The organism is Delftia sp. Cs1-4, assembly GCF_000214395.1.
Lineage (GTDB): Bacteria > Pseudomonadota > Gammaproteobacteria > Burkholderiales > Burkholderiaceae_C > Comamonas > Comamonas acidovorans.
The window spans coordinates 3476628-3501545 of sequence record NC_015563.1 but is presented as its reverse complement, the minus strand read 5'-3'; the positions used below and the strand labels follow the sequence as shown (position 1 = coordinate 3501545).

24 protein-coding genes and 1 riboswitch are annotated in these 24918 nt (G+C 66.4%); of the genes, 8 read left to right on the top strand and 16 right to left on the bottom strand.

Annotated features, from left to right (window positions below; all coding sequences use genetic code 11):
- The first annotated feature begins 6 nt into the window (after window positions 1-6).
- Window positions 7-711 carry a glutamine amidotransferase gene (locus tag DELCS14_RS15365; protein WP_013802463.1) on the top strand — a complete coding sequence of 235 codons (705 nt, stop codon included), beginning with the start codon at window positions 7-9 and terminating at the stop codon, window positions 709-711.
- Window positions 712-807: 96 nt separating this feature from the next.
- Entirely contained in the window at window positions 808-1176 is a 369-nt protein-coding gene (locus DELCS14_RS15360; protein ID WP_012205544.1) for an antibiotic biosynthesis monooxygenase, read from the top strand.
- 213 nt (window positions 1177-1389) lie between these two features.
- Here the strand turns inward: DELCS14_RS15360 and DELCS14_RS15355 are convergent, their stop codons facing one another.
- From DELCS14_RS15355 to DELCS14_RS15345, 3 genes are all read right to left on the bottom strand, one after another.
- Complete coding sequence (locus DELCS14_RS15355) at window positions 1390-1731, bottom strand: H-NS histone family protein (protein ID WP_013802462.1); 342 nt, start codon at window positions 1729-1731, stop codon at window positions 1390-1392.
- An 833-nt stretch (window positions 1732-2564) separates the two neighbouring features.
- Window positions 2565-3500: a GIY-YIG nuclease family protein gene (locus DELCS14_RS29520; protein WP_049801409.1), complete on the bottom strand. Its 936-nt coding sequence runs from the start codon at window positions 3498-3500 to the stop codon at window positions 2565-2567.
- A gap of 422 nt (window positions 3501-3922) precedes the next feature.
- Entirely contained in the window at window positions 3923-4186 is a 264-nt protein-coding gene (locus DELCS14_RS15345) for a hypothetical protein (RefSeq protein ID WP_013802460.1), read from the bottom strand.
- Between the two features lie 345 nt (window positions 4187-4531).
- On the opposite strand from DELCS14_RS15345, the gene DELCS14_RS15340 reads away from it, so the two are divergent.
- Window positions 4532-4852, top strand: coding sequence for a heavy metal-binding domain-containing protein (locus DELCS14_RS15340; RefSeq protein WP_012205554.1), 321 nt, complete (start codon window positions 4532-4534; stop codon window positions 4850-4852).
- A gap of 57 nt (window positions 4853-4909) precedes the next feature.
- Here DELCS14_RS15340 and DELCS14_RS15335 read toward each other — a convergent pair whose 3' ends face one another.
- Both DELCS14_RS15335 and DELCS14_RS15330 read right to left on the bottom strand, forming a co-directional pair.
- Entirely contained in the window at window positions 4910-5860 is a 951-nt protein-coding gene (locus DELCS14_RS15335) for a helical backbone metal receptor (RefSeq protein WP_013802459.1), read from the bottom strand.
- A 4-nt stretch (window positions 5861-5864) separates the two neighbouring features.
- Window positions 5865-7778 (bottom strand): TonB-dependent receptor, encoded by a 1914-nt coding sequence (locus DELCS14_RS15330; protein ID WP_013802458.1) that lies wholly within the window; start codon window positions 7776-7778, stop codon window positions 5865-5867.
- 69 nt (window positions 7779-7847) lie between these two features.
- Window positions 7848-8075: riboswitch (cobalamin riboswitch) on the bottom strand.
- A gap of 95 nt (window positions 8076-8170) precedes the next feature.
- On the opposite strand from DELCS14_RS15330, the gene DELCS14_RS15325 reads away from it, so the two are divergent.
- Both DELCS14_RS15325 and DELCS14_RS15320 read left to right on the top strand, forming a co-directional pair.
- The gene (locus DELCS14_RS15325; protein WP_012205557.1) at window positions 8171-8560 is read left to right on the top strand and encodes a hypothetical protein; all 390 of its coding nucleotides are present in this window, start codon (window positions 8171-8173) and stop codon (window positions 8558-8560) included.
- Window positions 8561-8585: 25 nt separating this feature from the next.
- Entirely contained in the window at window positions 8586-8777 is a 192-nt protein-coding gene (locus tag DELCS14_RS15320) for a helix-turn-helix transcriptional regulator (RefSeq protein ID WP_013802457.1), read from the top strand.
- Between the two features lie 9 nt (window positions 8778-8786).
- Here the strand turns inward: DELCS14_RS15320 and DELCS14_RS15315 are convergent, their stop codons facing one another.
- Window positions 8787-9593: a sulfite exporter TauE/SafE family protein gene (locus DELCS14_RS15315; RefSeq protein ID WP_013802456.1), complete on the bottom strand. Its 807-nt coding sequence runs from the start codon at window positions 9591-9593 to the stop codon at window positions 8787-8789.
- A gap of 128 nt (window positions 9594-9721) precedes the next feature.
- On the opposite strand from DELCS14_RS15315, the gene DELCS14_RS15310 reads away from it, so the two are divergent.
- The gene (locus DELCS14_RS15310) at window positions 9722-10489 is read left to right on the top strand and encodes a helix-turn-helix transcriptional regulator (RefSeq protein WP_013802455.1); all 768 of its coding nucleotides are present in this window, start codon (window positions 9722-9724) and stop codon (window positions 10487-10489) included.
- On the opposite strand, the gene DELCS14_RS15305 is transcribed toward DELCS14_RS15310, so the two are convergent.
- Window positions 10486-11697, bottom strand: a complete 1212-nt coding sequence (locus tag DELCS14_RS15305) for an MFS transporter (protein ID WP_013802454.1) — start codon at window positions 11695-11697, stop codon at window positions 10486-10488. The genes DELCS14_RS15310 and DELCS14_RS15305 overlap by 4 nt on opposite strands.
- 76 nt (window positions 11698-11773) lie before the next feature.
- Here DELCS14_RS15305 and DELCS14_RS15300 point away from each other — a divergent pair, with 76 nt between their 5' ends.
- Window positions 11774-12220, top strand: coding sequence for a helix-turn-helix domain-containing protein (locus DELCS14_RS15300; protein ID WP_013802453.1), 447 nt, complete (start codon window positions 11774-11776; stop codon window positions 12218-12220).
- Between the two features lie 106 nt (window positions 12221-12326).
- Here DELCS14_RS15300 and DELCS14_RS15295 read toward each other — a convergent pair whose 3' ends face one another.
- From DELCS14_RS15295 to DELCS14_RS15250, 9 genes are all read right to left on the bottom strand, one after another.
- A complete protein-coding gene (locus DELCS14_RS15295; protein WP_013802452.1) occupies window positions 12327-14324 on the bottom strand; it encodes a TonB-dependent receptor in 1998 nt (665 codons plus the stop codon).
- A gap of 334 nt (window positions 14325-14658) precedes the next feature.
- Window positions 14659-16107: a D-serine/D-alanine/glycine transporter gene (gene cycA / locus DELCS14_RS15290; protein WP_013802451.1), complete on the bottom strand. Its 1449-nt coding sequence runs from the start codon at window positions 16105-16107 to the stop codon at window positions 14659-14661.
- A 276-nt stretch (window positions 16108-16383) separates the two neighbouring features.
- Window positions 16384-16794, bottom strand: coding sequence for a polyhydroxyalkanoate granule-associated phasin (locus tag DELCS14_RS15285; protein WP_013802450.1), 411 nt, complete (start codon window positions 16792-16794; stop codon window positions 16384-16386).
- Between the two features lie 82 nt (window positions 16795-16876).
- A complete protein-coding gene (locus DELCS14_RS15280) occupies window positions 16877-17968 on the bottom strand; it encodes an MBL fold metallo-hydrolase (RefSeq protein ID WP_013802449.1) in 1092 nt (363 codons plus the stop codon).
- A 168-nt stretch (window positions 17969-18136) separates the two neighbouring features.
- The gene (locus tag DELCS14_RS15270) at window positions 18137-19771 is read right to left on the bottom strand and encodes a DHA2 family efflux MFS transporter permease subunit (protein ID WP_013802448.1); all 1635 of its coding nucleotides are present in this window, start codon (window positions 19769-19771) and stop codon (window positions 18137-18139) included.
- A 45-nt stretch (window positions 19772-19816) separates the two neighbouring features.
- Complete coding sequence (locus DELCS14_RS15265) at window positions 19817-21178, bottom strand: efflux RND transporter periplasmic adaptor subunit (RefSeq protein ID WP_013802447.1); 1362 nt, start codon at window positions 21176-21178, stop codon at window positions 19817-19819.
- 132 nt (window positions 21179-21310) lie between these two features.
- Window positions 21311-22786, bottom strand: coding sequence for an efflux transporter outer membrane subunit (locus tag DELCS14_RS15260; RefSeq protein ID WP_013802446.1), 1476 nt, complete (start codon window positions 22784-22786; stop codon window positions 21311-21313).
- A 69-nt stretch (window positions 22787-22855) separates the two neighbouring features.
- On the bottom strand, window positions 22856-23392 hold the full coding sequence (locus DELCS14_RS15255; protein WP_013802445.1) for a MarR family winged helix-turn-helix transcriptional regulator: 537 nt from the start codon (window positions 23390-23392) through the stop codon (window positions 22856-22858).
- A 164-nt stretch (window positions 23393-23556) separates the two neighbouring features.
- Entirely contained in the window at window positions 23557-23871 is a 315-nt protein-coding gene (locus DELCS14_RS15250; RefSeq protein ID WP_013802444.1) for a DUF4148 domain-containing protein, read from the bottom strand.
- A 309-nt stretch (window positions 23872-24180) separates the two neighbouring features.
- On the opposite strand from DELCS14_RS15250, the gene DELCS14_RS15245 reads away from it, so the two are divergent.
- Window positions 24181-24918: an AzlC family ABC transporter permease gene (locus tag DELCS14_RS15245; protein ID WP_013802443.1), complete on the top strand. Its 738-nt coding sequence runs from the start codon at window positions 24181-24183 to the stop codon at window positions 24916-24918.

The following is a 24918-nucleotide window of genomic DNA, read 5'->3' as shown; positions in this document are numbered from 1 at the left end:
CCTCCCATGAAAAAAGCCATCGCGCTGCGCCACATCCACTTCGAAGACCTGGGCACCCTGCATGCCGAGTTCGCCAGCCGCGGCTACGAAGTGCAGTACGTCGATCCCAGCATCGGCGAGCTTGACACCCTGGACCTGGGCCGTGCCGACCTGCTCGTCGTGCTGGGCGGCCCCATAGGTGCCTATGACGAGGCGCTTTATCCCTTCGTCGCCCAGGAGCTGGCGGCCGTGCGCCGCTGGTTGGACAGCGGCAAGCCGCTGCTGGGCATCTGCCTGGGCGCCCAGCTCATTGCGCGCGCGCTGGGCGCCAGGGTCTATCCGCTGGGCGTCAAGGAAATCGGCTTTTCGCCGCTCACGCTTACCGATGCGGGCCTGGCCTCGCCCCTGGCCAAACTGGACGGCGTGCCCGTGCTCCATTGGCATGGCGACCAGTTCGACATTCCCGAAGGCGCCGTGCACCTGGCCGGCACCGCCATCGGTGCCAACCAGGCCTTCGCCGTGGGCCCGCAGGTGCTGGGCCTGCAATTCCATCTGGAGGCCGATGCGGCCCGGCTGGAGCGCTGGCTGGTCGGCCATGCCTGTGAGCTCGGCATGGCCAAGGTGGACCCGCGCACCCTGCGCGCCGATGCCCAGAAATACGGCGGCCTGCTGACCCTGGCCGCGCGCGATGTGCTGGCCGCCTGGCTGACCAACCTGGAGCGCAGCCGCTGAACCTGCGGCGCCGCCCATTCACCCATTTCCCCCCACGCCGGAGCCGCCGCTGCGCGGCGCCGGAATCTCTGTTCCCGAAAAAAAGGAGAGTTGAAGATGGTTGTCGTACTGTTCGAACTGCAGGCCTTGCCCGGCCAGAACCAGACCTATGTGGACCTGGTCAACAAGCTCACCCCCATGCTCAAGCCCATGGAAGGGTTCATCTCCGTGGAATGCTTCCAGAGCACGCTCAACCCCGAGAAAGTCATGTCCGTCACCACCTGGCGCGACGAGGAAGCCGTCGTCCAGTGGCGCAACGTGGAAGCCCACCTAAGCGCCCAGCGCGCCGGCCGCGACAAGATCTTCAAGGACTACCGCGTGCGCGTCACCCAGGTGCTGCGCGACTACGGCCTGAATGACCGCGCGCAGGCGCCTGCGGACAGCATCATGGGCAAGGCAGGCAGCTGCCCGGTCAGCCACGCCTGAGGGCTGGCGGTGCCGCAAAGGCCCGGCTGGTCCTCCTGCCGGAGCGCGATGCACGCCCTCGAAAGATGCCGGCAGTGACTACGCTGCCGGCGCCAGGCCGGAAAAAAAGCCCGCTGAATGCTCAGAGGGCTTTTTTTCGGCAGGCACAGATTCCTTCGCATCGGAACTCCACCGCACCGCACGGCATCCTGCGTGCCGCCGTGTGCAGCGTTTTCAGTTGCGAGCTGCCGCTGCCGCCATTTCGGCAAGAAACGGACCTTGGGCCGCTTCGGGTTTGCTTTCGATGAGGAAGTCTTCGCGATCCTGGTCCTTGATCCAGTTCGGAGGCTTGCCTCGACCTGTCCACGTCGCTCCCGTGGCCGGATCGCGATACTTCGCCGGCGCACTGGTTTTTTCAGGGATGTAGGGGAACACTTGCTGCTGGGTGAACCCGAAATCGGTCACCAGCTTCTGGACCTTGGACAGGGCAGCGTCGGCCGCCGAGGTGCGGGCCTTGGCAATTTCCATGTCCAGCGCGGCCTTGGCCGCAAGGAGTTCTTTGAGGGACTGTGTCATTGGTGTCGTGAAATTTTGAAGCCAGATTATGGGGCTGTTCGGGCAGCCGCGTGGTGTCCGGATCATGCAGGCCGATGAAAGGAAGGCCGCCCGCCTGAACCTGCTGCCGAGCCGGGTGACCACAGGCCCGGGCAGGAAAGCCGGTCTTGCCCTCATCCGTGATCGCGCGCACTACCCCGCACGGCCGCAGCGATCACGTCAGGCGGAACGTCCCGCGTCACCACACGGCCCGATCCGATGATGAATTCTTTTGATGTCAGGGCACATCATGAGAAATGGCGGGATTGTAGGATTTCTTGAAATCTTCTCCGGACTCTACGTTCCTCCAAAGGCATGATTACATCCAGATCATCTTCCTCTTCGCCTTTTTTGAGACGATCAATGCCCCAATCCACGTAGCTGGTCCAGGACGACGCCCATCAGCGCAACAGAAAACTTAGCTTCTGTAAGGCCTTAAATCCATTCATGAGTCAATCTATTTTGAATATGGAGTGACTTTGAATTCGATTGCAATTGCGTGGCCGCTGTCCAATTTCACATCGGATCACTCGTCATCGGGTGAGTCGGGTTGGAGGTTGGTAGTTAGAGGCGACTGATTTATGTATTTTGATTCCGCAGATTTCGACGTGTGAACCATGTGAGGTGCTTGCAAAATCGAAGCAGAAACCCAAGCGATGCCATCAGTATTGCTGCCATAAATACAGGCAGGGCCATGAGACTGAGTCCACTGTGCCCGCTGCCATCTTCAAAAAATAGCTTTAGCGCAAGTAGAAAAAGGGTGCCTGCGATCCAAAAGAGCAAGCAGTAGAAAAACCGCAGGATCTCAAGCCTTTTCATGTATTCCCCTTGCTCGTCTGCTTGTGGCTGGCAACGGCATTGTGGTCAGAGGCCAGAAAAGCGGCTCCGTGCATCGCCCCGTTGCGGTTCATCCCGAACCGGCGACTGCCTAACGCGACCTTCCAATAGTTCTCCCGGGCTTCGGCCTCCGACTTTTCTATGCCAAGAGGCAGCGCCTCCAGCAAGGTGAACCGGAATTCGCTGTCACAACCCGGTGCTTCATGCAGTCGCCGGCTCAACTCCAGGTTGTCGCCATGCCCGGTGTTGGCATAGTCGCGCCAACGCTGCCAAACGCCACAAGCGCCGCTGGCAGAGCCGACATACTGGTGGCCTGTGAATTCATCCGTTATCAGATAGATGCCGCAGACATTGCCAAGTGCCTGCTGCCAAGCCACATCCTGCATTGCAAGCCTCAGTTCCGCCATGATCAGGCTGGTGCTGCTCAGGGCCCTGAAGGGCACCGGAGGCACGGGGGATAGCGCAATGGGATAGTTGTTTTCCTGGCGAAGGACCCGGCGCCAACTCACGGCGGGCTCGCCCCAACGGATCTCCAGTTTGAGCCGCAGATCCGACATCACATCGATTTCGTCCAGCTCGTGATACCAGTGGCCTGCTCGCTCGTCATGCAGATCGAAACTTCCCTGCAAGCGTCCTGCCTCAATGGCTTGCATTGCAGGCATGACCTCCTTCACCCGCCAGATACCGAGCAGCAACGCATGGCCTGGCCGGTGCCCAAAGAAGCCAATCACCAACGAGCCGACTGGATGCTTGTGGTCTTGCCGAGACTGATAGAGCGTCAAAGCACGTGTCCCCACATAGCGTTGTACCGGATAGTCTCCTGCCGTGTGGCGCATGAGCGTGACCTGTTGGGCGGCGGGGTCAAGCGAATGAAAAGCAAGCAGTTGGTAAAGCTGAGTGGCTGGGAGGTTCATGGGTGGAATTGATCTGCAGCGATGCCGAGCAAAATAGCACGGCTGGCCTCTCAGGGCGAAGCCATGTGGACGGGCTGAAGCACGTTCTTTGGGCTGTGGCGGAAAGCGAGGACCTTTGGAAGTTGGTGGGCACGGTATTTGCAGGTGTTGCCACTGAAAGCTGCGGGTGGCGCGCAGTGCGGAGGGTCGCATTCATAGCTTCACATCTGGCGCGATGGGATAGCCGTTGGGCGCAAGAGCTTATCGTGTCGCGAAGGCCAATTCGGTTCCGGCTTGCCGCAGAAAAATGATCAACGCAGAGCCGCGTGCCTGATCAAAGACCGATACATGCTTGGCTCACAAAGCGCGTCCTGTTCTTCTCCGTGATCGCGCGCGCTGCTCGGCATGGATACCCCGTGTTGCATCGGCCTGGCGAAGCAGTCCTAAGCTTCCAAGCTGCGAACGAATTCGCTCCCCACTTCGACTCCTAGAAGAGAGTCCACGGCCGCCACCCGCTTCAGCGCTTCGTCGGCGCTGAAGCCATTTCCCTCCAGCACGGCCAATGCATCGTTGTGCAGGGCATAGGCCAGGTGCGCTGCGATCCGTACGCTCGGATCCGCATCCACGTTGCTCCCCAGATATCCGCTAAGGAGAAGACGGATCTCGTATATGGCTTTCGCCAGGATTTTTGACTCATTGGTGCGCATGGGATGGTCCTGCCATGAATACTGGCGACTGTGTGCCGGAACCATGAATGTACGTACTTGGGCCATCTACGGCCCGGCGTGATGGCGGGCATCAAGGCAAATTGCGCCGTACTTTGCGACACAATCCGCCTCTTGAATACCTCTGAAGGAGATGGCCTGTGCCAGCGCCCCGCCATTGGATCGAATTCGTTGAGGACTGGCGTTCCGAACCCATGGCCTACTAGGTGCATGCCGAGCAAGAGGTTGGGCTCTGGTGCCGCGCCAGCCGTTACCTGCCCTCGGCACCTGCTCACATTCCCCACAAGGGCTTTGCCGTTCTCCCATCACCAACACCCAGGAGCTTCAATGATTATCACCACCACCCCCCAGATCGAAGGCCGCCGCATCACCCGCTACTGCGGCGTGGTCGCGGGCGAGGCGATTTTGGGCGCCAATGTGTTCAAGGATTTGTTTGCCGGGCTGCGCGACATCGTGGGCGGGCGGTCGGCCACCTATGAGCGCGAGTTGCAGCGGGCGCGCGAGATTGCGCTCAAGGAGCTGGAGGAACGCGCCCAGGAACTGGGCGCCAATGCCGTGGTGGGGGTGGACCTGGATTACGAGGTGCTGGGCCAGGGCAACGGCATGTTGATGGTGTCTGCCAGCGGCACGGCCGTGGTGCTGGAGTAGGCAAGTCATCGGGCAAGCAGGCCAAGCGGGTCAAGCGGGCCAATCAGGCCAGAGAAGTCAACGCGGCGCTGTGCCCGGCATCTGCAGGCAGCGGGCCAGCGCCCGCGCCGCCTCGCCCAGGCGCGGGCCGGGTCGGGAGACCACGTCCGTCTCGACCAGGTCCAATGCGCAGATGCGGCCCGAGCGCACGGCGGGCATGCGGCTCCAGCCGGGGCGGGTGGCAAAGCTGGCCGATGGCGTCTGCGGCGTGTGGATGATGAGTTCGGGCTGCTGGCGCAGCACGTATTCGGGCGTGATGCGGGGGAAGGGACCCAGGTTCTGCGGCAGCACATTGCGCGCGCCCAGGCGCTGCAGCAACTGGCCTATGAAGGAGTCCGGCCCCGCCACATAAGGCGTGGCGTCCACTTCGAAATACACCTTCTGCCCGGCGGGCGCATGCGCAGCCAGCGCCTTGGCCTGCTGGTCCACCTCGGCCTGCATGCGCGCCAGCAAGGCGTTGGCGCGCTGCACCTGCAGTAACTCGTCGAGCTTGTGCAGCACCTGCTCCAGCTGCGCCATGTCATTGGCGTCCAGCGCCAGCACAGGAATGCCGAAGCGCTCCAGCTGTGCGATGACGGGTGCGGAATACGCCATCAGCACCACGTCGGGCCTGAGCCGCACGGTGGCCTCGACCAGCGGGGCAAAAGTGTGGCCCAGCTTGGGCAGGGCGGCCACGCGCGCCGGGTGGTTGGAGAATTCGTCCACGCCCACGATGCGCTCGCAGGCCTCCAGCGCGCACAGCGATTCGGTCAGCGAGGGCAGCAGCGAGACGATGCGCTGTGGCACCCGCTCCAGGCGCACCTGGCGCCCGCGCATGTCGGTGACGGTGTAGGCAGTGGTTGCCCCGCCCGTTCCCGCATCCGCCGCCTTTTGCGCAAAGGCGTTGCCCGCGCCGCCTGCGCAGGCCAGGGCGGCGGTCAGCAGCAGGATGCGGGGCGCGCGCGAAAGCAGGCGCAGAAGCAGGTGCATGGGGTCAGGGCAGAGGTGTCCAGCGCACGCTGACGAACACGGTGCGGCCTGCGTTGGCATAGCCGCGCGTGGGGGCGTAGTCGCGGTCGGCGATGTTGTTGACACGGGCCAGCAGCGTCCATTGCCTGGTCAGCTGGCGCTGGGCGTAGAGGTTGACCACGCCGTATCCCCCCAGCTTGAAGGTGTTCGCCTCGTCTGCGTAGCGGCCGCTGTACAGCTGCGCTTCGCCGCCCAGCGTCCAGCCGGCCGCCTGGGTGTCGGCGTTGAGCTTGAGCATTCGCTTGGAGCGGTAGGGCAGCAGCTTGCCGGTCTCCAGGTTCTCGGGGTTCATGAAGTCCAGCGAGGCACCCAGGTTGGCGCTGCCCAGGCGCGTGCTGCCCGCCAGCGTCAGGCCGGTGATCTCCACGCTCTGCCAGTTGCGGTAGCAGTTGCAGGGAAGGGCACTGTTCCAGTCGTAGGTGATGAGGTTCTTGAACTTGTTGCGGTAGACCACGGCCGAGAGGCGGTTGGCACCGGCCGCATAGTGCAGGCCGGTTTCCACGTTGGTGCTGCTTTCGGGCTTGAGGTCGGCCGCCGCCTGGCCCGTGAAGCGTTCGTACAGCGTGGGCGTGCGGAAGGCCGTGCCGGCCGATGCTACCCAGCGCCAGCGCTCGTCGATCTGCAGGCCGTAGCCCAGGCCGCCCGTGGTCTTGTTCTGCTGGTCGCGCACCTGGTCGTGGCGCAGGTTGGCGTCGAACTGGTGGCGTCCCTCCGTCAGGCGCCAGCCGGTCGACAGGGAGTTCTGCACGCGCCGGCTGTCGGTGTTCTGCGTCCAGGCGTATTGCGTGTCCAGCTTGTCCTCGCGGCGCTCCAGGTCGATGTTGAAACGGTGCTGGCCCAGCGTGAACAGGTTCTGCAGCAGGTAGTTGGTGGAGCGGCCCTTGGCGCTTTCGGGCGACTGGGTGTGGCGGTCGCTTTGGCTGTCGGTATGGGAGATCTGGACCACGCTCTTGTAGAGGGCGTTCCAGCCGGCCTGCCAGCGCAGGCTGCCGGTGGTGTTCTTGACCACGTCGTAGTCGTCGAACGGCGGCGGGCTCTGGTCGTAGTGCGTGCGCAGGCGGCTGTGCAGCAGGCTGGCGTCGATCTGGTGGATGCCCGTTTTGTAGCCCGCGTTCAGGCCCAGCGAGGTGTTGCTGTAGCCATCCTTGTCCGGATTGGGCGAGAAGGTGTTGCCGGGGTAGACGTCAAAGCCGTCACTGCGCTCGTCCGCCAGGTTCAGACCGTAGGTGAAGCCGTTGGCTCCGCCCTGAAATCCCGTGGCCAGCTTGCTGGTGCCCTGGTTGCCTATGCCCGCCTCGGCATAGGCGCGGGTCTGGCCGTCCGCCCGCTTGGTGAAGATCTGGATCACGCCGCCCATGGCGTCTGAGCCATAGATGGCGGCGGCCGGGCCGCGCAGCACCTCGATGCGGTCAATCTGCGCCAGCGGCAGGGTGGACCAGACCGCGCCGCCCTGCAGCTCCTGCGAGCTGTAGCGCACGCCGTCGATGAACACGGCAGTGTGCTGGTTGCTGGTGCCGCGCAGGTAGACCGAGGTGACCTGGCCCGGCCCGCCATTGCGGTTGATCTGCACGCCCGGCACCTGCACCAGCAGGTCGGCCACGCCCGTGGCGCCGCTGCGGGCAATGGTCTCGGCGTCGATCACGGTCATGTCGGCCGTGACGGTGCGCAGGGACTGCTCGCTGCGCGAGGCGGTGACGACCACGGTATCGAGCTGGGAGGCCTGTGCGCGCTGCGCCTGTTGTGCCTGTTGTACCTGTGCTTGGGCCTGGCAGGCCAGCAGCGAGGCCGCAGCCAGGGCGGACAAGGTGCGCAGTACGGGGAACGCCGAAGGCGAGCGAAGAGCGGCGCCAGGGGCGCGCGCGAGGGCGAGGGTGTGCATGGATGCGAGCCAGTTGCGCGCCAGCGACCCCGCCGGCACGGAAACCAAAAAGACCGGCTGCGCTGCATGCGCGGCCGGCCGCCTGTTGGCCGGTATCCAGACTGGTGACGCACTCGCCAAGGCCTTCCCGGGCTCAGGGCCCAGTGGCACGGGTTTGGCGGGGGCCGGTGCAATGCACGCGGCGTTTCACTCACTGTTGCGGGGGCAGTACATGCGGGCGGCTTTATCTGGCCGCCCCATGTTTCCCGTTTAACCGCAGCCCCTGGGGCTGCTGGCACCAACGGCGGCGATTGTACGGCGGGGCGTTCAGTACCGATGTAAAGCTTGCTTGACATGTCCGCGGATGGCATCGCACAATGTCAAGCATCCTTTACACATTGCGAGAGACTTCCATGAATCAAACAACCGTCACCAACCGCCGCTACCAGAAGGAGCTGGGATTTGCGCTGCTGCTCTACATGGCGCTGCTTGTGGGGGCGCTTTTGCTCAGCGCCGACATGCAGGCCGGGGCCCTGCGCACGGCGCTGCTGCTGAGCCCCATGCTGGCGTTTGCGCTGGCCGTGCGGGCCATCGTGCGCCTGGTGCGCGATACCGACGAGTTCCTGCGCAAGTCCATGCTGGAGCAGCTGGCGATTGCGGCGGCGGGTACGGCCGGCATCACCTTCACCTACGGATTCCTGGAAATGGCAGGTTTTCCCAAGCTCAGCATGTTCATGGTGTGGCCCTTGATGGGTGCGCTATGGGTGGCTGCCTCGGTGGCCCACTGGCTGCGCAGCCGATGAGCTGTTCCGCCAAAGTGCCCCTCCCATGAAAAACACCATCCGTGAACTGCGCGCCGAGCGCGGCTGGAGCCAGGCTGCGCTGGCGGACCTGCTGGGCGTGTCGCGCCAGACCGTCAATGCCATAGAGACGGGCCGCTACGACCCCAGCCTGCCGCTGGCATTCGCCATTGCCCGGGTGTTCGAGACCCGGATCGAGGCGATCTTCCAGGAGGGTTGAGCGCAGGGCTCAGGCCACGATCATGACCAGCAGCACCAGGCCCAGCAGGGCCAAGTAGGCCTTGGCATGCAGGGCATCGGGAATGCGGCCGATCAGCGGTGCCGCCAGCCTGATGCCGGTCCACGATCCGGCCGTCAGAAGCGCAAAGGCCTGCAGGTCCACATAGCCCACATGCCAGGGGCCCAGCCCCACGCCCCGCGATGCCAGCATGTAGGCAGCGGTGCCCGCCACGGCCATGGGCAGGGACAGCGGGCTGGCCATGGCCGTGGCGGCCGCCATGCTGGCGCCGCGCCGGCGCATCAGCGGCACGGTCATCACGCTGCCGCCCACGCCCAGAAAGGCTGCGATCGCACCAATGGCCAGGCCCGCCGTGGCCGCCGCCCGCCGGCCCATGGGCTGCATGCCGGCGGCGGTGCCGTGCACGAAGCCTGGGCGCAGCAGCGCGTCGGCGATGGTCAGGGCCAGGTAGGCGATGAAGGCCCAGCGCACCCATTCCCCGCTGATCCAGGTGGCGGCCGCCGCGCCCGCCACGGCGCCGGCCGCGATGAAGCCAGCCAGTGGCCGCACCTGATCCCAGGGCAGGGCGCCCGCGCGGTGCTGGCGCAGCGTGGCCATGGAAGCGCCAAAAATCATCACGCAGGTGGAGGTGGCCACGGCAATGTGCATGGCAGCCTGGCCAACGGCGGAGTCCGCGCCGTGGATGGAGGTCAGCAGCGCATAAAGCAGCGGAACGGCCACGAAGCCGCCGCCAAAGCCGAAGAGCACGGTGGTCACGCCGGCAAGCACACCGAAAGCCAGCAGCAGGAGAGGGAACACAGACAGTCCTTTGGAAAAAACGAGCAAGGACTGAACCTTAGGATGCCACGGTTTGGCCTGCTTTCGCGGATAGGTCAATAATCCTCGAATTCCTGCCAAACCCTGTTGGCTGTTTTCCGGACATTCCCATGCTCAACATTCCGCTGCATTCCGTGGACGCCGTGGCGCGCGATGTGCTGGCCATCGGCACCGACTACACGCCTGGCACGCTGCTGCCCACGCACAGCCACCGGCGTGCCCAGTTTCTCTACGGGATGAGCGGGCTGATGGAAGTGGAAACCGACGACGGCGCCTGGACCATCCCGCCTTACAGCGGCGTGTGGATTCCGGCCAGCAAGCCGCACAGCGTGCGCATGCAGGGCGTGAGCACGCGCAGCCTGTACATCGAACCGGCTGCTGCGCCCCGCCCGGGTGTGCATTGCGAGGCCCTGGTCGTCACCCCGCTGCTGCACCAGTTGCTGCTGTCCTGCGCCGACCTGCCGGCGCTGTACGACGAAGCGGGCCGCGACGGCGCCCTGGTCACGCTGGTGCTGCACGAGCTGGCCTCGGCCCGCAGCCTGCCGCTGTTCGCGCCCATTCCCCGCGACGAAAAGCTGGCCGCCCTGTGCAAGCAGTTCCTGGCCCAGCCCAGCATCCGCGCCACGCCGCAGGACTGGGCACAGGCGCTGAACAAGAGCCTGCGCACCTTCAGCCGGTTTTTCCAGCAGCACACAGGCATGGCCTTTGGTGCTTGGCGCCAGCAGGCCTGCCTGCTGGCGGCGGTGTCGCGGCTGTCTGCGGGCGCCTCGGTCACGCAGGTGGCGCTGGACCTGGGCTATGACAGCCCCAGCGCGTTTTCCACCATGTTCCGCAAGGCGCTGGGCCGGGTGCCTTCGGAGTTGGTGAGCCGGGTCTAGGCGGGAACGCTGGCCTGGGCAGCCGTTTCCCGTGTCATGGCCCAGAACACCAGGGCCGCCAGGCTGAACGCCGCCCCCGCCACGCAGACGCCGTGCCAGCCAAACCGCGCGTAGGCATTGGTGGCAATCAGCGCCCCCAGCCCGCTGCCCACGGCATAGAACAGCATGTACAGGCCCACCAGCCGGCTGTGCGCCTGCGGGTTGCTGCGAAAGATCAGGCTCTGGTTGGTCACATGCAGGGCCTGGCCGCCCAGGTCCAGCAGCACGATGCCGACTACCAGCGCCCACAGCGACTGCTCCAGCAGCGCAATCGGCGCCCAGGCCAGCAGCAGGATCACCAGCGCGCCCAGGCTGGTGCGCTGCGCGAAACCCTGGTCGGCCCAGTGCCCGGCACGGGCTGCTGCCAGTGCGCCCACCACGCCGGCGAGGCCAAAGGCGCCGATGGCCGTGAGCGACAGGCTGTAGGGCGGTGCGCTCAGCGGCAGGACCAGGGCGCTCCAGAAAATGTTGAAGGTGGCAAACATCAGCAGGGCCAGCATGCCGCGTGTGCGCAGCATGCGGTCCTGGCGCAGCAGCTGGAGCATGGAGGCGAGCAGCTGCGTGTAGCTGGGTGCATGCAAGGGCACCGCCAGCCGGGGCAGTTGCCGCCACAGGAGCCAGGCCAGGACCAGCATCAACAGGGCCGAGCAGGCATAGACGCCACGCCAGCCAGCCAGGTCACCCACGGCACCGGCAAACACGCGCGCCAAAAGCAGGCCGATGAAAACCCCGCCCTGGGCTGCGCCCACCACGCGCCCGCGCTCATGCGCCTGGCTGGCGCTGGCCGCATAGGCGATCAGCCCCTGCGTCATGGCCGTGCCCAGCAGGCCCACGGCCAGCATGCCCGCCAGCAGCAGAACGGCCGAACGCGCGGTGCTGACTGCCGCCAGGGCCAGCACCAGGCCCAGCAACTGCAAAAGCATGAGCCGCCGCCGCTCCAGCCGGTCGCCCAGCGGCACCAGCAGCACCAGCGCCAGCGCGCAGCCGGCCTGCGTGGCGGTGACCACGCCGCCCACGGCCGCATGGCTGATGCCGAAGTCGGCCGCCAGCGCCTCCAGCAGAGGCTGGGCGTAATAGACATTGGCCACGCTCAGGCCGCTGGCAGCGGCGAACAGCAGCACCAGGCTGCGCGGCATGCGGACCGTGTCCGGGGCAGGGAAGACGTTCATGGGTTGAATCCAGTTGCAAAACAAAACTGGTTGGATGCTAGTTGAACCAGTTTTGAAATGCAACCAAAATAGCGTCATGAAAGAAGACATCCGTCCTGACACACCGCAGCCCTGTCCGGTGGCCCGCTCCCTGGATGTGATCGGCGACCGCTGGTCGCTGCTCATCGTGCGCGATGCCTTTGGCGGCATCAGCCGCTTTGGCGATTTCCAGCGCAGCCTGGGCGCGGCCCGCAATATCCTGGCCGACCGGCTGCGGCGTCTGGTGGAGGCCGGCATCCTGGAAACCCGCCCGGCCGCAGAAGGTTCGGCCTACCTGGAATACGTACTCACGGCCCAGGGCCTTGAGCTGTTTCCGGTGATCGTGGCGTTGCGGCAATGGGGCGAAGGCCATCTGTTCGCGCCGGGCGAGGCGCATTCGCTGCTGCTGGACCGCCAGACCGGCCAGCCTGTCGCGCTCATGCTGCCGCGTGACGGTGATGGCCGGGCCTTGCTGCCGGGCCAGACCGTGGTTCAGAAAATCTGATTGATGGATGTCCAAAGCTTCCTCTCCATGAAAAAAGCGCCCGTCACAACGGGCGCTTTGTCTGGGTCAGCGCAAGGGCCGATAACGCGCTATCAGAACCGCGCCATCAGAACCGCGCCGTCATCCCCACGAAGTAGGTACGGCCGCCGTTGTCATAGTTGGCGCCGATGGTGCGGGTTTCCTTGTCGGCCAGGTTGATGATGCCGGCGCGCAGGGTCAGGGTGTCGGTCACGTTGTAGTTCATGGACACGTCAAAGGTCGTATAGGCCTTGGCGAAGGTGGTGGCCGTGCCCGTGGTCACGACTTCCTTGCCCACGTGGCGGGCGCTGAACATGGCGGACCAGCCCTGGCGGATCTGCCACTGCAGCGACGAGTAGATGGACAGCTCGGGCACGGCCAGCAGCGAGGCGCCCGTGCTCAGGTTCTTGGACTCGAACATCTTGGTGATGTTGGTGTTCCAGGTCAGGCCCTTTGCCAGGGGAACGTTCACGAAGCCTTCCAGGCCGCGCGTGCGGGCACGCTGGGCGTTGGCCATGCGGGTCCACCAGAAGCCGTTGTAGAAGCCCAGCGGCTGGTAGTCGATCTTGTTCTTGAAGTTGGTGTGGAAGTAGGTGGCGCCCAGGGCCCAGCCATTGCGGTCCCAACTGGTGCCCAGCTCGAAGTTGGTGCTGGTCTCGGGCTGCAGGTCGGGGTTGCCGGCCATGTAGCAGCCGCGCGTGCCGTCGGCGTTGACGCTGGTGCTGGTCCAGCCCATGCCGGCCAGGCTGCGGCAGCCGTTGCCCCCGGATTGCGTGGCGGCGCTGGCCGAGTTTTCCTTCAGGTTGGGCGCACGGAAGCCGCGCGAGACGCCGCCGCGCACCGTCCACTCCGAGGCCGGGTGGTAGACCAGGTAGGCGCGCGGGCTCCAGTTGTTGCCGTATTTCTGGTGGTGGTCCATGCGCAGGCCCAGCGTCAGCGCCAGGTTCTCGCGCAGGAAGATCTGGTCCTCGCCGAACAGCGCCCAGGTGGTGGCGCTCAGGCCCGAGCCCGAGACCGGGCGCCCCGCGTAGTCGATGGGAGCCAGGCCGATGGTGTCGCGGTTGTCCAGCGACTCGCGGCGCCACTGCATGCCCAGCGTCATGGCCTGGTCCAGGCCCCACAGCTTCAACGGCTTGTCGATGCGGCCGTCCAGCGTGGTTTCCTTGGAGTTGTTGCCGATGGTGTCGCCCTTGTCCTCGTACTTGTTGTGCACGAGGTTGAGCTTGGAGGTCAGGTCGCCCCAGCGGCCGTCATGGCTGAGGCCGAACTTGGTCTGCTCCAGCTTGCTCAGGCCCCAGGGATAGACCACCTGGTCGCCCGACGCCGTGCGCGCGTCGGAGCCCGTGGCGCGCTGGATGCCTTGCGCGGCCTCGATGCCGATCACCTGGTCGGGCGTGAGCTGCCAGTTGAGAAGGGCGTTGAGGTTTTGCTTGCGCGAGCCGGCCGTCGATTGGTAGGTGCCCGGGAAGCCGCCCGTGCTCTCGTCGGCTGCGCGGTCCGTGTAGTTGCCGCCCAGGCGCAGGCCGAACTTGTCGGACAGCGGGCCGCTGATGTTGAAGCCCAGCTGGCGCGTGTCGCCGCGGTCGCCGTCGGAGGGCTTGCTGTAGTTCAGCGTGGTCGAGCCGCTCCAGCGCTTGCCGATCTTGCGCGTGATGATGTTGATCACGCCGCCCATGGCGTCCGAGCCGTACAGCGAGGACATGGGGCCGCGCACCACCTCGATGCGCTCGATCATCTCGGGCGAGATCCAGTCCAGATCCTGCGAGCCCAGGTCGTCGCGGTAGTTGATGCCGGCCGAGTTGCCCTGGCGCTTGCCGTCCACCAGGATCAGCGTGTACTTCTCGGGCAGGCCGCGCAGCTTGATCTTGGACTGGGCGCCCGTGCCGGACAGGCCGCCGGTCACGCCGGGAATGGTGGACAGCAGCTCGCCGATGCTGGTGACGGGCTTGCGCTCGATGTCCTCGCGGGTGATCACACTGATGCTGGCCGGCGCTTCCTTGATGTCCACGGCCGTGCCCGAGGCGGTCACCACCACCGTGGACAGGGACGTGTCGGCCTTGTTGTCGGCTGACTGGGCATGGGCCATGGCTGTGCATGCCAGGGCGGCGCAAAGAGGAAGCGGGCGGAGCACCGAGATTCTGACCATCTTTGTAAAGTTCCGGTTTGGTTAAAAATCAAGGTGCGAATGATAACGATTTGTATCCACATCTTTTTGTTGGCGTAAAGACAGTTGTTTTTTTGTTCACTCGTTATCTAACTGCTGGACAGGCCAAAGATGCTGTGCACAAGTTTGGTGCGCAGCAAGAGGGGCAGCGGAGGCGCTGAGGGAGGCGCTGAAGGGGGGGCCGCAGAGGGTGCGCGGGCGCCAAAGGCCCCCTGCAATGGCCGCCCCCATGCGCAGGGGGGCGGCCGGAAGAGGGTCAGCGCGGTTCGGCTGCCGTGCCTGCAAGGGCGGTGGAACGCTCCGCCGACTGGCGCGATGCCTGGCGGCGCACGAACTGGTAGGCGATGGCCAGCAGGGCAAACCAGGCCGGCGTCACCACCAGTGCCTGGCGCGTGTCGGCCTGCAGGGTGAGCAGGCCCAGGATGGCGGCAAAGAACACCAGGCAGGCCCAGCACATGGCTACGCCGCCGGGCATCTTGTAGCGCGAAGCCTCATGCAGGGCCGCGCGCTGGCGCCGGTAGGCCATGTACGACAGCAGGATCAGCGACCACACGAACATGAACAGAATGGCCGATACCGTGGTCACCAGCGTGAAGGCTTCCACCAGATCGGGCACCACCCACATCAGAAACGCGCCGGCCAGCAGGCAGGTGCAGGAAAACAGCAGCCCGCGCGAGGGCACGCTGCTGCGCGACAGCCGGTGGAAGGCCCGGGGCGCATCGCCCTTGAGCGCCAGGCCGTAGAGCATGCGGCTGGTGGAGAACACGCCGCTGTTGGCCGACGAGGCGGCCGAGGTCAGCACCACGAAATTGATCACGCCTGCGGCGGCCGGCAGGCCTGCGAGCACGAACAGCTCCACGAACGGGCTCTTGCCGGGCACCACGTCGCGCCAGGGGGTGACGGCCATGATGGCGATCAGGGCCAGCACGTAGAACACGATGATGCGTACGGGAATGGAGTTGATGGCGCGCGGCAGCGTGCGCTCGGGGTCCTTGGCCTCGGCCGCCGTGGTGCCCACCAGCTCGATGCCCACGAAGGCGAACACCGCGATCTGGAAGCCTGCGAAGAAGCCCATCATCCCGTTGGGGAACATGCCGCCGTCATTCCAGAGATTTGACAGGCTGGCCGTGCGGCCCGCAGGCGAGACGAAGGCGGCACCCACCATGTACAGCCCCGTGCCCACCAGGGCCACGATGGCCACGATCTTGATCATGGCGAACCAGAACTCGATCTCGCCGAACAGCTTCACCGTCAGCAGGTTCAGGCCCAGCAGCAGGCCCACGCAGGCGATGGCCGGTGCCCACTGCGGCAGGTCGGGGAACCAGAACTGCGAGTAGGCCGATATGGCAATCACATCGGCAATGCCCGTGACGATCCAGCAGAACCAGTACGTCCAGCCCGTGAAGAAGCCGGCCCAGGGGCCGAGCAGGTCGGACGAGAAGTCGATGAAGGAGCGGTACTGCAGGTTGGACAGCAGCAGCTCGCCCATGGCCCGCATCACGAAGAACAGCATCACGCCGATGATGGTGTAGACAAAGATGATGGACGGGCCGGCCAGGCTGATGGTCTTGCCCGAGCCCATGAACAGGCCCGTGCCTATGGCCCCGCCGATGGCGATGAGCTGGATATGGCGGTTGGTGAGATTGCGCTGCAGGTCGTCTTGACCGTGCAGGCCCTGGCCGGTTGGCGGGGCCTTGTGTGTCATCAGAGAACTCCGGGGAAGACTGGCAAAGCGATGGCAGAAAGGGGGAATCCGCCTGCCGCGGCCGTGTTTTCAGTCTCTGCATGGAGTCCATGCCTGGAAATGCGGCAGCGCAGCAAAACGGAACGAAGGCCGCGAGGATACCCGAACCTCGCCCCCGCATCGGCCCTGCCGCGCCGCCGCGCTCCGGTGAATGGAGCGGGCTTGATATGGGTGGATCAGCCGCGTTGAGCAGCGATCAGTCGCACATGGCCGTGCTCATGCCGCGCCCAGCCGCGCTCAGCCGCGCGCCAGGCGCTTGGCATTGGCCACCGCCGTGCGGTGCACGGGGGCCAGGCCCTTGCCCACCACGCCCCACATGGCGTTTTGCCATTGCGAGGCCTGCGATGCCAGGGCTCCGCCGTTCCAGGTGGCGGTGCTCCAGGGGGTCCAGCACATGCGCATCCAGGCCTGCATCAAGGCCTGGCTGGCAACCATGGACTGCATGCCCATCGCCGCCCAGGATTGCTGGAAGGCTGTCTGTTTCTCGGACACCATGCGTGTGAATTCACGCCGGTCCCGCGCGGAGGGATTGGCGCCTGCCATGGCCATGCGGGTGAGGCGATGGGCCACGACCTGGGGCGCGGCGACGGCCAGGTCGGTGGCCTGGCGGGCGACCAGGGCGGCCCGGGGATTTTTGCGATTTGCCATGTGCACTCCTGAAGCTGGGTTCACTTTATCCAGATGGATGCCGGCCCGCGTAGGCCGATGACGCAATGCAGCAAAAACGGATTTATCGCGGCTGGGCCTGTGGCGCTGACGCGGCTGCGTCCTGCACGGCAGGGGATACCAGGGCACGCCACCAGCGCTCACCTGCGTGGGGGGCGGCCAGGTCCACGCGCTCGCCCATCATGGGGGTGGCCACGGCAATGCCGTGCTCGGCACCCAGGGCCAGCACGCGCTCGAAGGGGTCCCACCAGGCATGCATGGCCAGGCTGAAGGTGCCGTTGTGAATGGGCAGCAGCCAGCGTCCGCCCAGGTCGCGGTGGGCCTGCACGGTCTGGGCCGGGTGCATGTGGACATAGGGCCAGTGCGGGTCGTAGGCGCCGGTTTCCATCAGCGTGAGGTCGAAGGGGCCGAAGCGCCGGCCGATTTCCGCAAAGCCGTCGAAATAGCCGCCGTCGCCGCTGAAGAAGACGCGCAGCGTGTCGGCGCTTTCCAGGTCCTCGATGACCCAGGACGCCCACAGCGTGCGGTTGCCGTCGCGCAGGCCCCGGCCCGAGAAATGCTGGGCCGGCGTGGCCGTGAAGCGCAGGCCGTCCACCTGCACGTCCTGCCACCAGTCGAACTGGCGCACCTTCTCGGGGGCCACGCCCCAGTCCATGAGCCGGTCGCCCACGCCCAGCGTGCACAGGAAGAAGTCGACCCGGCGCGCCAGGGCGCGGATGGTGGCACGGTCCAGATGGTCGTAGTGGTCGTGCGAGAGCACCACGCCGCGCAGCGCGGGCAGTTCATGCAGGGCGATGGGCGGCGCATGAAAGCGCTTGGGGCCGATGAAGGAAAAGGGCGAGGCGCGCTCGGCAAACACCGGGTCGGTGATCCACCAGCCGCCGCGCAGCTTCATCAGCAGCGTGGAGTGGCCCAGGCGGTACAGGCTGCGCTCGGGCGCGGCGGCCAGGTCGGCCGGGGTGAGCCGCTGCACGGGCAGGGGCGCGGCAGGCTCGGTGTCCTTGGGCTTGTTGAAGAAGAAGTCCCACATCACCTTGGCGTCGGGCTGGGGCGCGTTGGCGGGGCGGGGATGGACGTTGCGAAAGCGCCCGCCCACCGACTGGGGTGATTGGGCGTAGTCGGCAATCGGGGCGCGGAAGATGCGGGGTGTTTTCACGGTGCTCCGTCGGTGTTCAGGCCGCCGCCATCATGGAACCGGTGGCGCAGCCCTGTCGAGATGGTGGTCTTGGCGGCCCGATTCAAGGCGCCTTGCGTGTCGTCATGTAAACAAAAAAGGAGCTGCCCCTGCAGGCAGCTCCTTGTCGTGATGGCCGCAAGCTGGGCCTCAATGGGCGCCGGCCGCCTCGGCACCACCGGCATGGCCCGCAGGGCGCCTGGTCATCCAGATCAGCACGATCAGCACCAGGAACAGCACGGACGACGCCAGGAAGATGTCGTCCGCCGCCCGCGTATAGGCCTGCTGGTCGATGAGCCGGTTGATCTGGGCCAGCGCCTGCGCCTGGCTCAGACCTGCCGCCTGCAGCCCCTGCAGGGTGACGCCGAACACGCCCTGGCCCTGGATCAGCCCTTCGGTCAGATGGGCATGGTGCAGCGCGGCGCGGTTTTCCCAGAGCGTGGTGGCGATGGAGGTGCCCATGGCACCCGCCGTGATGCGCACGAAGTTGCTCAGGCCGGCGGCGGCCGGGATACGGTCCGGCGAGATGCCCGACAGCGTGATCGTTGTCAGCGGGATGAAGAAGAACGCCATGGCCCCGCCCTGGATCAGCGTGGGCACCAAGATGTGCATGAAGTCCGTCTCCACCGTGAAGCGCGAGCGCATCCACAGCACCAGGGCGAACACCACGAAGGCGCCCGTGGCCATCTTGCGCGGGTCCCACTGCGTGACCTTGCGGCCCACCAGCGGCGTCAGGATGATGGCGAAGATGCCCACCGGCGCCAGCGCCATGCCGGCCGTGGTGGAGGTATAGCCCATCCACTGCTGCAGCCACAGCGGCAGCAGCACCACGTTACCGAAGAACAGGCCGTAGGCAATCGACAGCGCCACCGAGCCCGCCGCGAAATTGCGGCGCATGAACAGGCGCAGATCCACCACCGGGTGCGCATCCGTCAGCTCCCAGACCAGGAAGACCACGAAGCTCACGATGGCCAGCACGCACAGCGTGACGATCTCGCCCGAGGCGAACCAGTCCAGCTCCTTGCCTTTGTCCAGCATCAGCTGCAGCGCGCCCACCCACAGCACCAGCAGGGCCAGGCCCACGGAGTCGATGGGCAGCTTGCGCGTGGGGGTCTCGCGGCTGCGGTAGATGCTCCAGGTCATCAGGGCCGACAGCAGGCCCACGGGCACGTTGATGTAGAAGATCCAGGGCCAGGAGATGTTGTCCGTGATCCAGCCCCCCAGCAGCGGCCCGACCACGGGCGCCACCAGGGTGGTCATCCCCCACAGCGCCAGCGCCACCCCGGCCTTGGCCGGCGGGTAGCTGGACAGCAGCAGTGTCTGCGACAGCGGGATCATGGGCCCGGCGACCAGCCCCTGGAGCACGCGGAACAGCACCAGCATCTCCAGCGACGAGGCAAAGCCGCACAGCCAGGACGTCAGCACGAACAGCAGCACGCTCATGGTGAACAAGCGCACGGCGCCGAAGCGCTGCGTGAGCCAGCCCGTGAGCGGCACCGAGATGGCGTTGGCCACGCCAAAGCTGGTGATCACCCATGTGCCCTGGCTGGGGCTGACGCCCACGTCGCCCGAGATCGCCGGAATGGCGACGTTGGCGATGGACGAGTCCAGCACGTTCATGAAGGTGGCCAGCGACAGGGCCAGCGTGCCCAGGGCCAGCTGGGCGCCCTTGAGCGGTGCGGGCCGTGCGGGCATGGCAGGCGGTGCCGAGGGTGGCGCGGCAGGCGGCACGGTCGGCCCACCCGGCTGCGCCGGCTCCGGCACGGCGGTGGTAGAGGAAGTCATAGGCAGTCCGCGTAGGTTCTGGGAAGGCGGGGAAGCGATGCCTGCTTACTTGGACTGCGTGGCCTGCGCGTCAACCGGCGCGGAGGCCACTGCGGCTGGCGCCTTGCCCTGTGCCCTGTCTTGCGCATCGGCCATGGCGACGGGCGGCAGCTCGGGCAATTGCTTGAGCGGCGCCACGTTCTGGCCTGCCACGATGTGGGCGATGCGTTCCTCCGCCTGGGGCAATGCCATGTCGTAGATGGAGGTCTGGGCCACGGGGGCATTGCGCGTGGCGGTTGCCAGGACTTCGCCCTGCTGGTCGCGCACGTCCACCTTGGCCTCCATCGACAGGCCCACGCGCAGCGGGTGCTGGGCCAGGTCTTCCGGCGACAGCGCAATGCGCACGGGCACGCGCTGCACCACCTTGATCCAGTTGCCGGTGGCGTTTTGCGCGGGCAGCAGCGAGAAGGCCGCGCCGGTTCCTGCGCCCATGCCCACCACGGTGCCGTGGTAGCTGATCTTGTCGCCGTACACATCGGCCGTCAGCTCGGTCTTCTGGCCTATGCGCAGCTGGGCCAGCTGGCTTTCCTTGAAATTGGCATCCACCCAGAGGTTGTGCAGGCCCACCACCGTCATCAGCGGCGCGCCCGAGGCCACGCGCTGGCCCAGTTGCACGCCGCGCTTGGCCACATAGCCTTCCACGGGAGAGACCAGGCGCGTGCGCTGCAGTGCCAGATAGGCCTCGCGCACCTTGGCGGAAGCGGCGATCACGCTGGGGTGCTCTTCGGCGCTGCTGCCCTTGGTCTGGGCTTCGGCAGCGGTCAGCTGCGCCTTGGCGGCGCGCACGGCGGCTTCTGCTGCAGAGGCGGCATTGCCTGCCGTGCGGGCCAGGGACTGGGCGTGGTCGAACTCTTCCTTGCCCACGGCGCCCGTGGCCAGCAGCGGGCGGCGGCGGTCCACGTCCTCGCGGGCGCGGGCGGCATCTGCCTGCAGACGGGCCAGGTCGGCCTCGCGCTGTGCCACCTGGGCCACCAGGGGCGCGTTGTTGGCATACAAGGTGCGCACCTGGCGCACGGTCTGGGCCAGTTGCGACTCGGCCTGGGACAGGGCGACCAGGGCATCGGCCGAGTCCAGTTGCACCAGCAGCTGGCCGGGCTTGACGTAGTCGGTGTCGTCGGCGCCGATGCTGATCACCGTGCCGCCGATCTGCGGCGTGATCTGGACCACGTTGCCTGCCACATAGGCGTTGTCCGTGGTCTGGTAGTTGCGGGCCACCATCCAGTGCCAGCCGCCCCAGGCGACGGCGGCCACCGCAACGGCGGCGGCGATGAGGGTCAGGCCCTTGCGGCGGCCCTGCGGATTGGCCACGGGCGAGGCTGCGGCCGGTGCGGCGGCAGGGCTGGGTGCTTGCTTGTTGGTGTCGGTCATGGTGTACGGCGCTTTGTTATCTGTGAATGTGGTTGTGCGGCCGGGGCAGGGAGCTGGCGGTCTGTCACGCTGGCTGGCGGTCTGCCCGGTGGAGGGTCAAGAGTGCGGTGGATTCCTGTGCGGGTTGCGATCTCAGTGCTGGCTGACCTGCACGGCAGCCGTGCCATCGGTCCAGCCGCCGCCCAGCGCCTTCATCAGCGACACGCGCGTGTCCAGCGCGCGGGCGCGCAGGTCCACGTCCAGGCGGCGCTGGGTGATCACCTGGGTTTCGGTGTTCAGCACCGTCACTTGGCTGGCCAGGCCGGCCTTGTAGCGCTGCACGGCAAAGTCGTAGGCGCGTTCGGCCTTCTCCAGCGACTCGGCCTGCAGCTGCTGTTGGCGCACCAGCGATTGCACGGAAGTGATGGCGTCGCCCGCTTCCTTGACCGCATCGAGCACCACGCCGTTGTACTGGGCAATGGCGGTGTCCAGGTCGGCCTGCGTGCCGCGCAACTGGGCGCGCAGGCGCTTGCCGTCGAACAGGGGCAGGCGCAGCGCGGGCGTGATGCCCATCTGGCGCGAGCTGCCCTTGAACAGGTTGTCCAGGCCGATGGCATTGAGGCCGATGAAGGCCGTGAGATTGATATCGGGATAGAAATCTGCCCGCGCGCTCTCTATGCCCTGCGTTGCGGACTCCACGCGCCAGCGCGCGGCCACCACATCGGGGCGGCGGCCCAGCAGGTCGGCACCCAACTGGCCGGGCACAGCCTGGATCTGCAGCGCGGCCAGACGGGGCGACAGCTGCAGCTGCGCCTCGGGCGCCTGCCCGCAGAGCACGGCGATGGTGCGGCGCGCCAGCGTGATCTGCTCGTCCAGCATTTCGATCTGGGTGCCGGCATCGGGCAGGCCGGCCTGGGCCTGGGTCAGCTCCACCTGGCTGTCCAGCCCGGCGCGCGTGCGCTGCTGGCTCAGGTCCAGCAGCGACTGGCGCTGGGTCAGCGTGCGGCCAGCCACATCCTTTTGGGCAATCAGCCGGGCCAGCGCCACATAGCTGCGCGCCACCTGGGCGGCGAGCTGGTTGGCGGCGGCGGCGCTGTCGGCCTGGGCGGCACGGGCCTGGCCCAGGGCGGCCTGCAGGTCGGCGGCATGGCGGCCAAAGAAATCCGGTGTCCAGCTCAGGCCGGCCTGCAGGTTGCCGGTGTTGTAGGTATGGCCGGCAATGGGTGCGGGCACCAGGCCGTTGGCGCTGTAGTGCTGGCGCGTGGCGTCGACGCCGAGCGTGCCGCGCACATCGGTGGCCGTGCTGGTGGCCGTGGCCAGGGCGGCAGCCTTATCGAAGCGGGCGCGGCTCATGGCCAGGCTGGGGCTGCCCTGCAGCGCCTGGGCGATCAGCGCATCCAGCTGGGCATCGCCCAGGGACTTCCACCAATCGGCGGCGGGCAGGCTGGTATTGGCGCCTGTCTCGGGCTGGGCCGTCAGACCCAGGTCGGCGGCGCCCAGCCGGGCCAGCGGCTCATGGGCCGGGCCCTGGGAAGCACAACCGGCCAGGGCCAGCGCGGCGCACAGGGCGGCCGCTGCGGCGGCCACGCGGCGGGGCGCGGCGGACACGGAAACAAAGGATTTGGGCATGGTGGTCTGCCTGTTGGGGGTCAAGAATCAGGAAATCGGAAACCGGGGCGGAAAAAGGGGCTGGCGCTGTCAGGCCGCGGGCGTGGCAGGCGCAGGGGCCGGCGGCGCAGCCTCCGGCGCGCGCATCGCATCGCCGTTGGCCAGCAGGCGGCGCAGCATGTCCAGCAGCTGGCGGGACTCGTCATGGCTGAAGCCGGCCATATGGGCATTCATCACGCTGGACAGCACCTGCGGCACCTTGGCCGCCATGGCGCGGCCTTCATCGGTCAGCACCAGCTTGACCACGCGCCGGTCCACCGTGGAGCGCTCGCGCCGCAGCATGCCCTTGGATTCGAGCCGGTCCAGCGCCCGCGTGATGGAGGCCGGATCCAGCCCCAGGTCACGCGCCATGCCGGCATTCGTGGCGTCGCTGCACAGCAGCAGCTTGTACAGCGGCAGCCACTGCACATAGGTCAGCTCATGCTCGGCCAACTGCGCATCGGCCTGCTGGAGGATGGAGCTGAGCACCTTGCGCATGAGGAACCCCACGCTCTCGAAGGGCGTGTAGCTGCCTGGGCTGTAGAAGTCCGAGGGCTGCAGGCCGTTGGGCAGGGGAGGCTGGGTCATGGTGTCTGCGGGTGAAATAATTGACTGCGCAATGATTGTTGCGGCAATTATTGCAGAAGCACCGGTTGACCGTGTGACGCGAGGGTGCCGGGGACGGGATCAGGGTTATCCAGACCCGCCGGTGGCTTTCAGCTCCCCAGATCCGCCACCGGCCGCCTTCAAGCTCACTTGTCCTGGGCCACGGCATGTCCCTTCTCCAGCCTTGCCACGGCCTCCCGGTAGGCGGGGCTGGCGCGCAGTTGCTGGTAGCGCTCCAGGCCGCGCTGGTATTCGGTGGAGCGGACATCGATCTCGCGGTCCGAGACATAGGTGAGTCCAGCGCGGTGCCACATTTCCAGGTCGGCCAGCACCTGGGCGCGGCTGAGGTCGGTGGGGGCAGCGGTGGAGGAGGGCGCGGCGTCCTGGGCGAGGGCGGTGCCGACCAGGCCCAGGCTGAGGGCGGCCAGGGCGATGAAGCGGGTGAAGTCGGAAGTGCGCATGGGGAACCTTTCAGGTGAAGCGAAGTGATGAGGGCTTCATGGTCCCGCCGCCGCCCTGGCCGGCACAGCCGTTTGCGACGCACTGCAGCATGGCGGGAGCCAATGGCTGTTGGGTTTCGTGAAATGTCAGGAGGGCAGGCGCGGCCGTCCGAGGAGCGCCGCCAGCCATGGAAATGGGTTGAGCGGCGCTTGTGCAGCAGATAATTTCAAGTTAATCGAATAAATCGGCATAAAAATCTGTGAAATGGCTGGTGAAAGCATGAATCGGCAGCAAATTCCAGCGGCACAGGCCGACAATCGCCGCTCTCCATGTCTTCATCCATTCCACTTTCCCCCGCTGCCGTTTCGGCAGATTCCGTCTCCCGCAGTTCCGAGGCCTTTCGCGGCTTCAGGGATGCGATTCCCGTGATGCTGGGCTTCGTGCCCTTTGCCCTGGTGCTGGGCGCCCAGGCCGTGCAAAAGGGGCTGGCACCGCTGGAGGTTCCTCTCATGACCGGGATGAACTTCGGCGGCGGCTCGGAGTTCACGGCCATACGGCTGTGGACTTCGCCGCCGCATGTGCTGCTGATCGTCGCCATGTCCTTCCTGGTCAATTGCCGGCACATCCTGATGGGTGCGGCGCTGGCGCCGTATCTGCGCCATCTGCCCAGGCGCCGTGCGCTGCCGGCCCTGTTCTTCATGTGCGACGAAAGCTGGGCGCTGGCCCTGGCAGACGCCCAGCGCAGTGCTGCCCGGCGTGTGAGCCTGCCTTACTACATGGGCGTGTCGGCAGGCCTGTACATGGCCTGGGTGTCGTGCACGGCGGCCGGTGCCTTTCTGGGACCGCGTATTGGTGACCTGGAGCAGTACGGCTTCGACATGGCGTTCACCGCCGTGTTTCTGGTGCTGCTGCGCGGCATGTGGAAGGGCGTCAGACCTTGCCGGCCCTGGCTGGTGAGCCTGCTGACGGCTGCCCTGGTCTACAAGCTGGTGCCTGGCGCCTGGTATGTGGCGGCCGGCGCCGTTTCGGGCCTGGTCTGCGCGGCCTTGCTGGCGCCCAGGAGCTGA

Coding starts and splice junctions, on each gene's coding strand:
- DELCS14_RS15365 (WP_013802463.1), top strand. CDS start 7: ATGAAAAAAGCCATCGCGCTGCGCCACATCCACTTCGAAGACCTGGGC.
- DELCS14_RS15360 (WP_012205544.1), top strand. CDS start 808: ATGGTTGTCGTACTGTTCGAACTGCAGGCCTTGCCCGGCCAGAACCAG.
- DELCS14_RS15355 (WP_013802462.1), bottom strand. CDS start 1,731: ATGACACAGTCCCTCAAAGAACTCCTTGCGGCCAAGGCCGCGCTGGAC.
- DELCS14_RS29520 (WP_049801409.1), bottom strand. CDS start 3,500: ATGAACCTCCCAGCCACTCAGCTTTACCAACTGCTTGCTTTTCATTCG.
- DELCS14_RS15345 (WP_013802460.1), bottom strand. CDS start 4,186: ATGCGCACCAATGAGTCAAAAATCCTGGCGAAAGCCATATACGAGATC.
- DELCS14_RS15340 (WP_012205554.1), top strand. CDS start 4,532: ATGATTATCACCACCACCCCCCAGATCGAAGGCCGCCGCATCACCCGC.
- DELCS14_RS15335 (WP_013802459.1), bottom strand. CDS start 5,860: ATGCACCTGCTTCTGCGCCTGCTTTCGCGCGCGCCCCGCATCCTGCTG.
- DELCS14_RS15330 (WP_013802458.1), bottom strand. CDS start 7,778: ATGCACACCCTCGCCCTCGCGCGCGCCCCTGGCGCCGCTCTTCGCTCG.
- DELCS14_RS15325 (WP_012205557.1), top strand. CDS start 8,171: ATGAATCAAACAACCGTCACCAACCGCCGCTACCAGAAGGAGCTGGGA.
- DELCS14_RS15320 (WP_013802457.1), top strand. CDS start 8,586: ATGAAAAACACCATCCGTGAACTGCGCGCCGAGCGCGGCTGGAGCCAG.
- DELCS14_RS15310 (WP_013802455.1), top strand. CDS start 9,722: ATGCTCAACATTCCGCTGCATTCCGTGGACGCCGTGGCGCGCGATGTG.
- DELCS14_RS15305 (WP_013802454.1), bottom strand. CDS start 11,697: ATGAACGTCTTCCCTGCCCCGGACACGGTCCGCATGCCGCGCAGCCTG.
- DELCS14_RS15300 (WP_013802453.1), top strand. CDS start 11,774: ATGAAAGAAGACATCCGTCCTGACACACCGCAGCCCTGTCCGGTGGCC.
- DELCS14_RS15295 (WP_013802452.1), bottom strand. CDS start 14,324: ATGGCCCATGCCCAGTCAGCCGACAACAAGGCCGACACGTCCCTGTCC.
- cycA (WP_013802451.1), bottom strand. CDS start 16,107: ATGACACACAAGGCCCCGCCAACCGGCCAGGGCCTGCACGGTCAAGAC.
- DELCS14_RS15285 (WP_013802450.1), bottom strand. CDS start 16,794: ATGGCAAATCGCAAAAATCCCCGGGCCGCCCTGGTCGCCCGCCAGGCC.
- DELCS14_RS15270 (WP_013802448.1), bottom strand. CDS start 19,771: ATGACTTCCTCTACCACCGCCGTGCCGGAGCCGGCGCAGCCGGGTGGG.
- DELCS14_RS15265 (WP_013802447.1), bottom strand. CDS start 21,178: ATGACCGACACCAACAAGCAAGCACCCAGCCCTGCCGCCGCACCGGCC.
- DELCS14_RS15260 (WP_013802446.1), bottom strand. CDS start 22,786: ATGCCCAAATCCTTTGTTTCCGTGTCCGCCGCGCCCCGCCGCGTGGCC.
- DELCS14_RS15255 (WP_013802445.1), bottom strand. CDS start 23,392: ATGACCCAGCCTCCCCTGCCCAACGGCCTGCAGCCCTCGGACTTCTAC.
- DELCS14_RS15250 (WP_013802444.1), bottom strand. CDS start 23,871: ATGCGCACTTCCGACTTCACCCGCTTCATCGCCCTGGCCGCCCTCAGC.
- DELCS14_RS15245 (WP_013802443.1), top strand. CDS start 24,181: ATGTCTTCATCCATTCCACTTTCCCCCGCTGCCGTTTCGGCAGATTCC.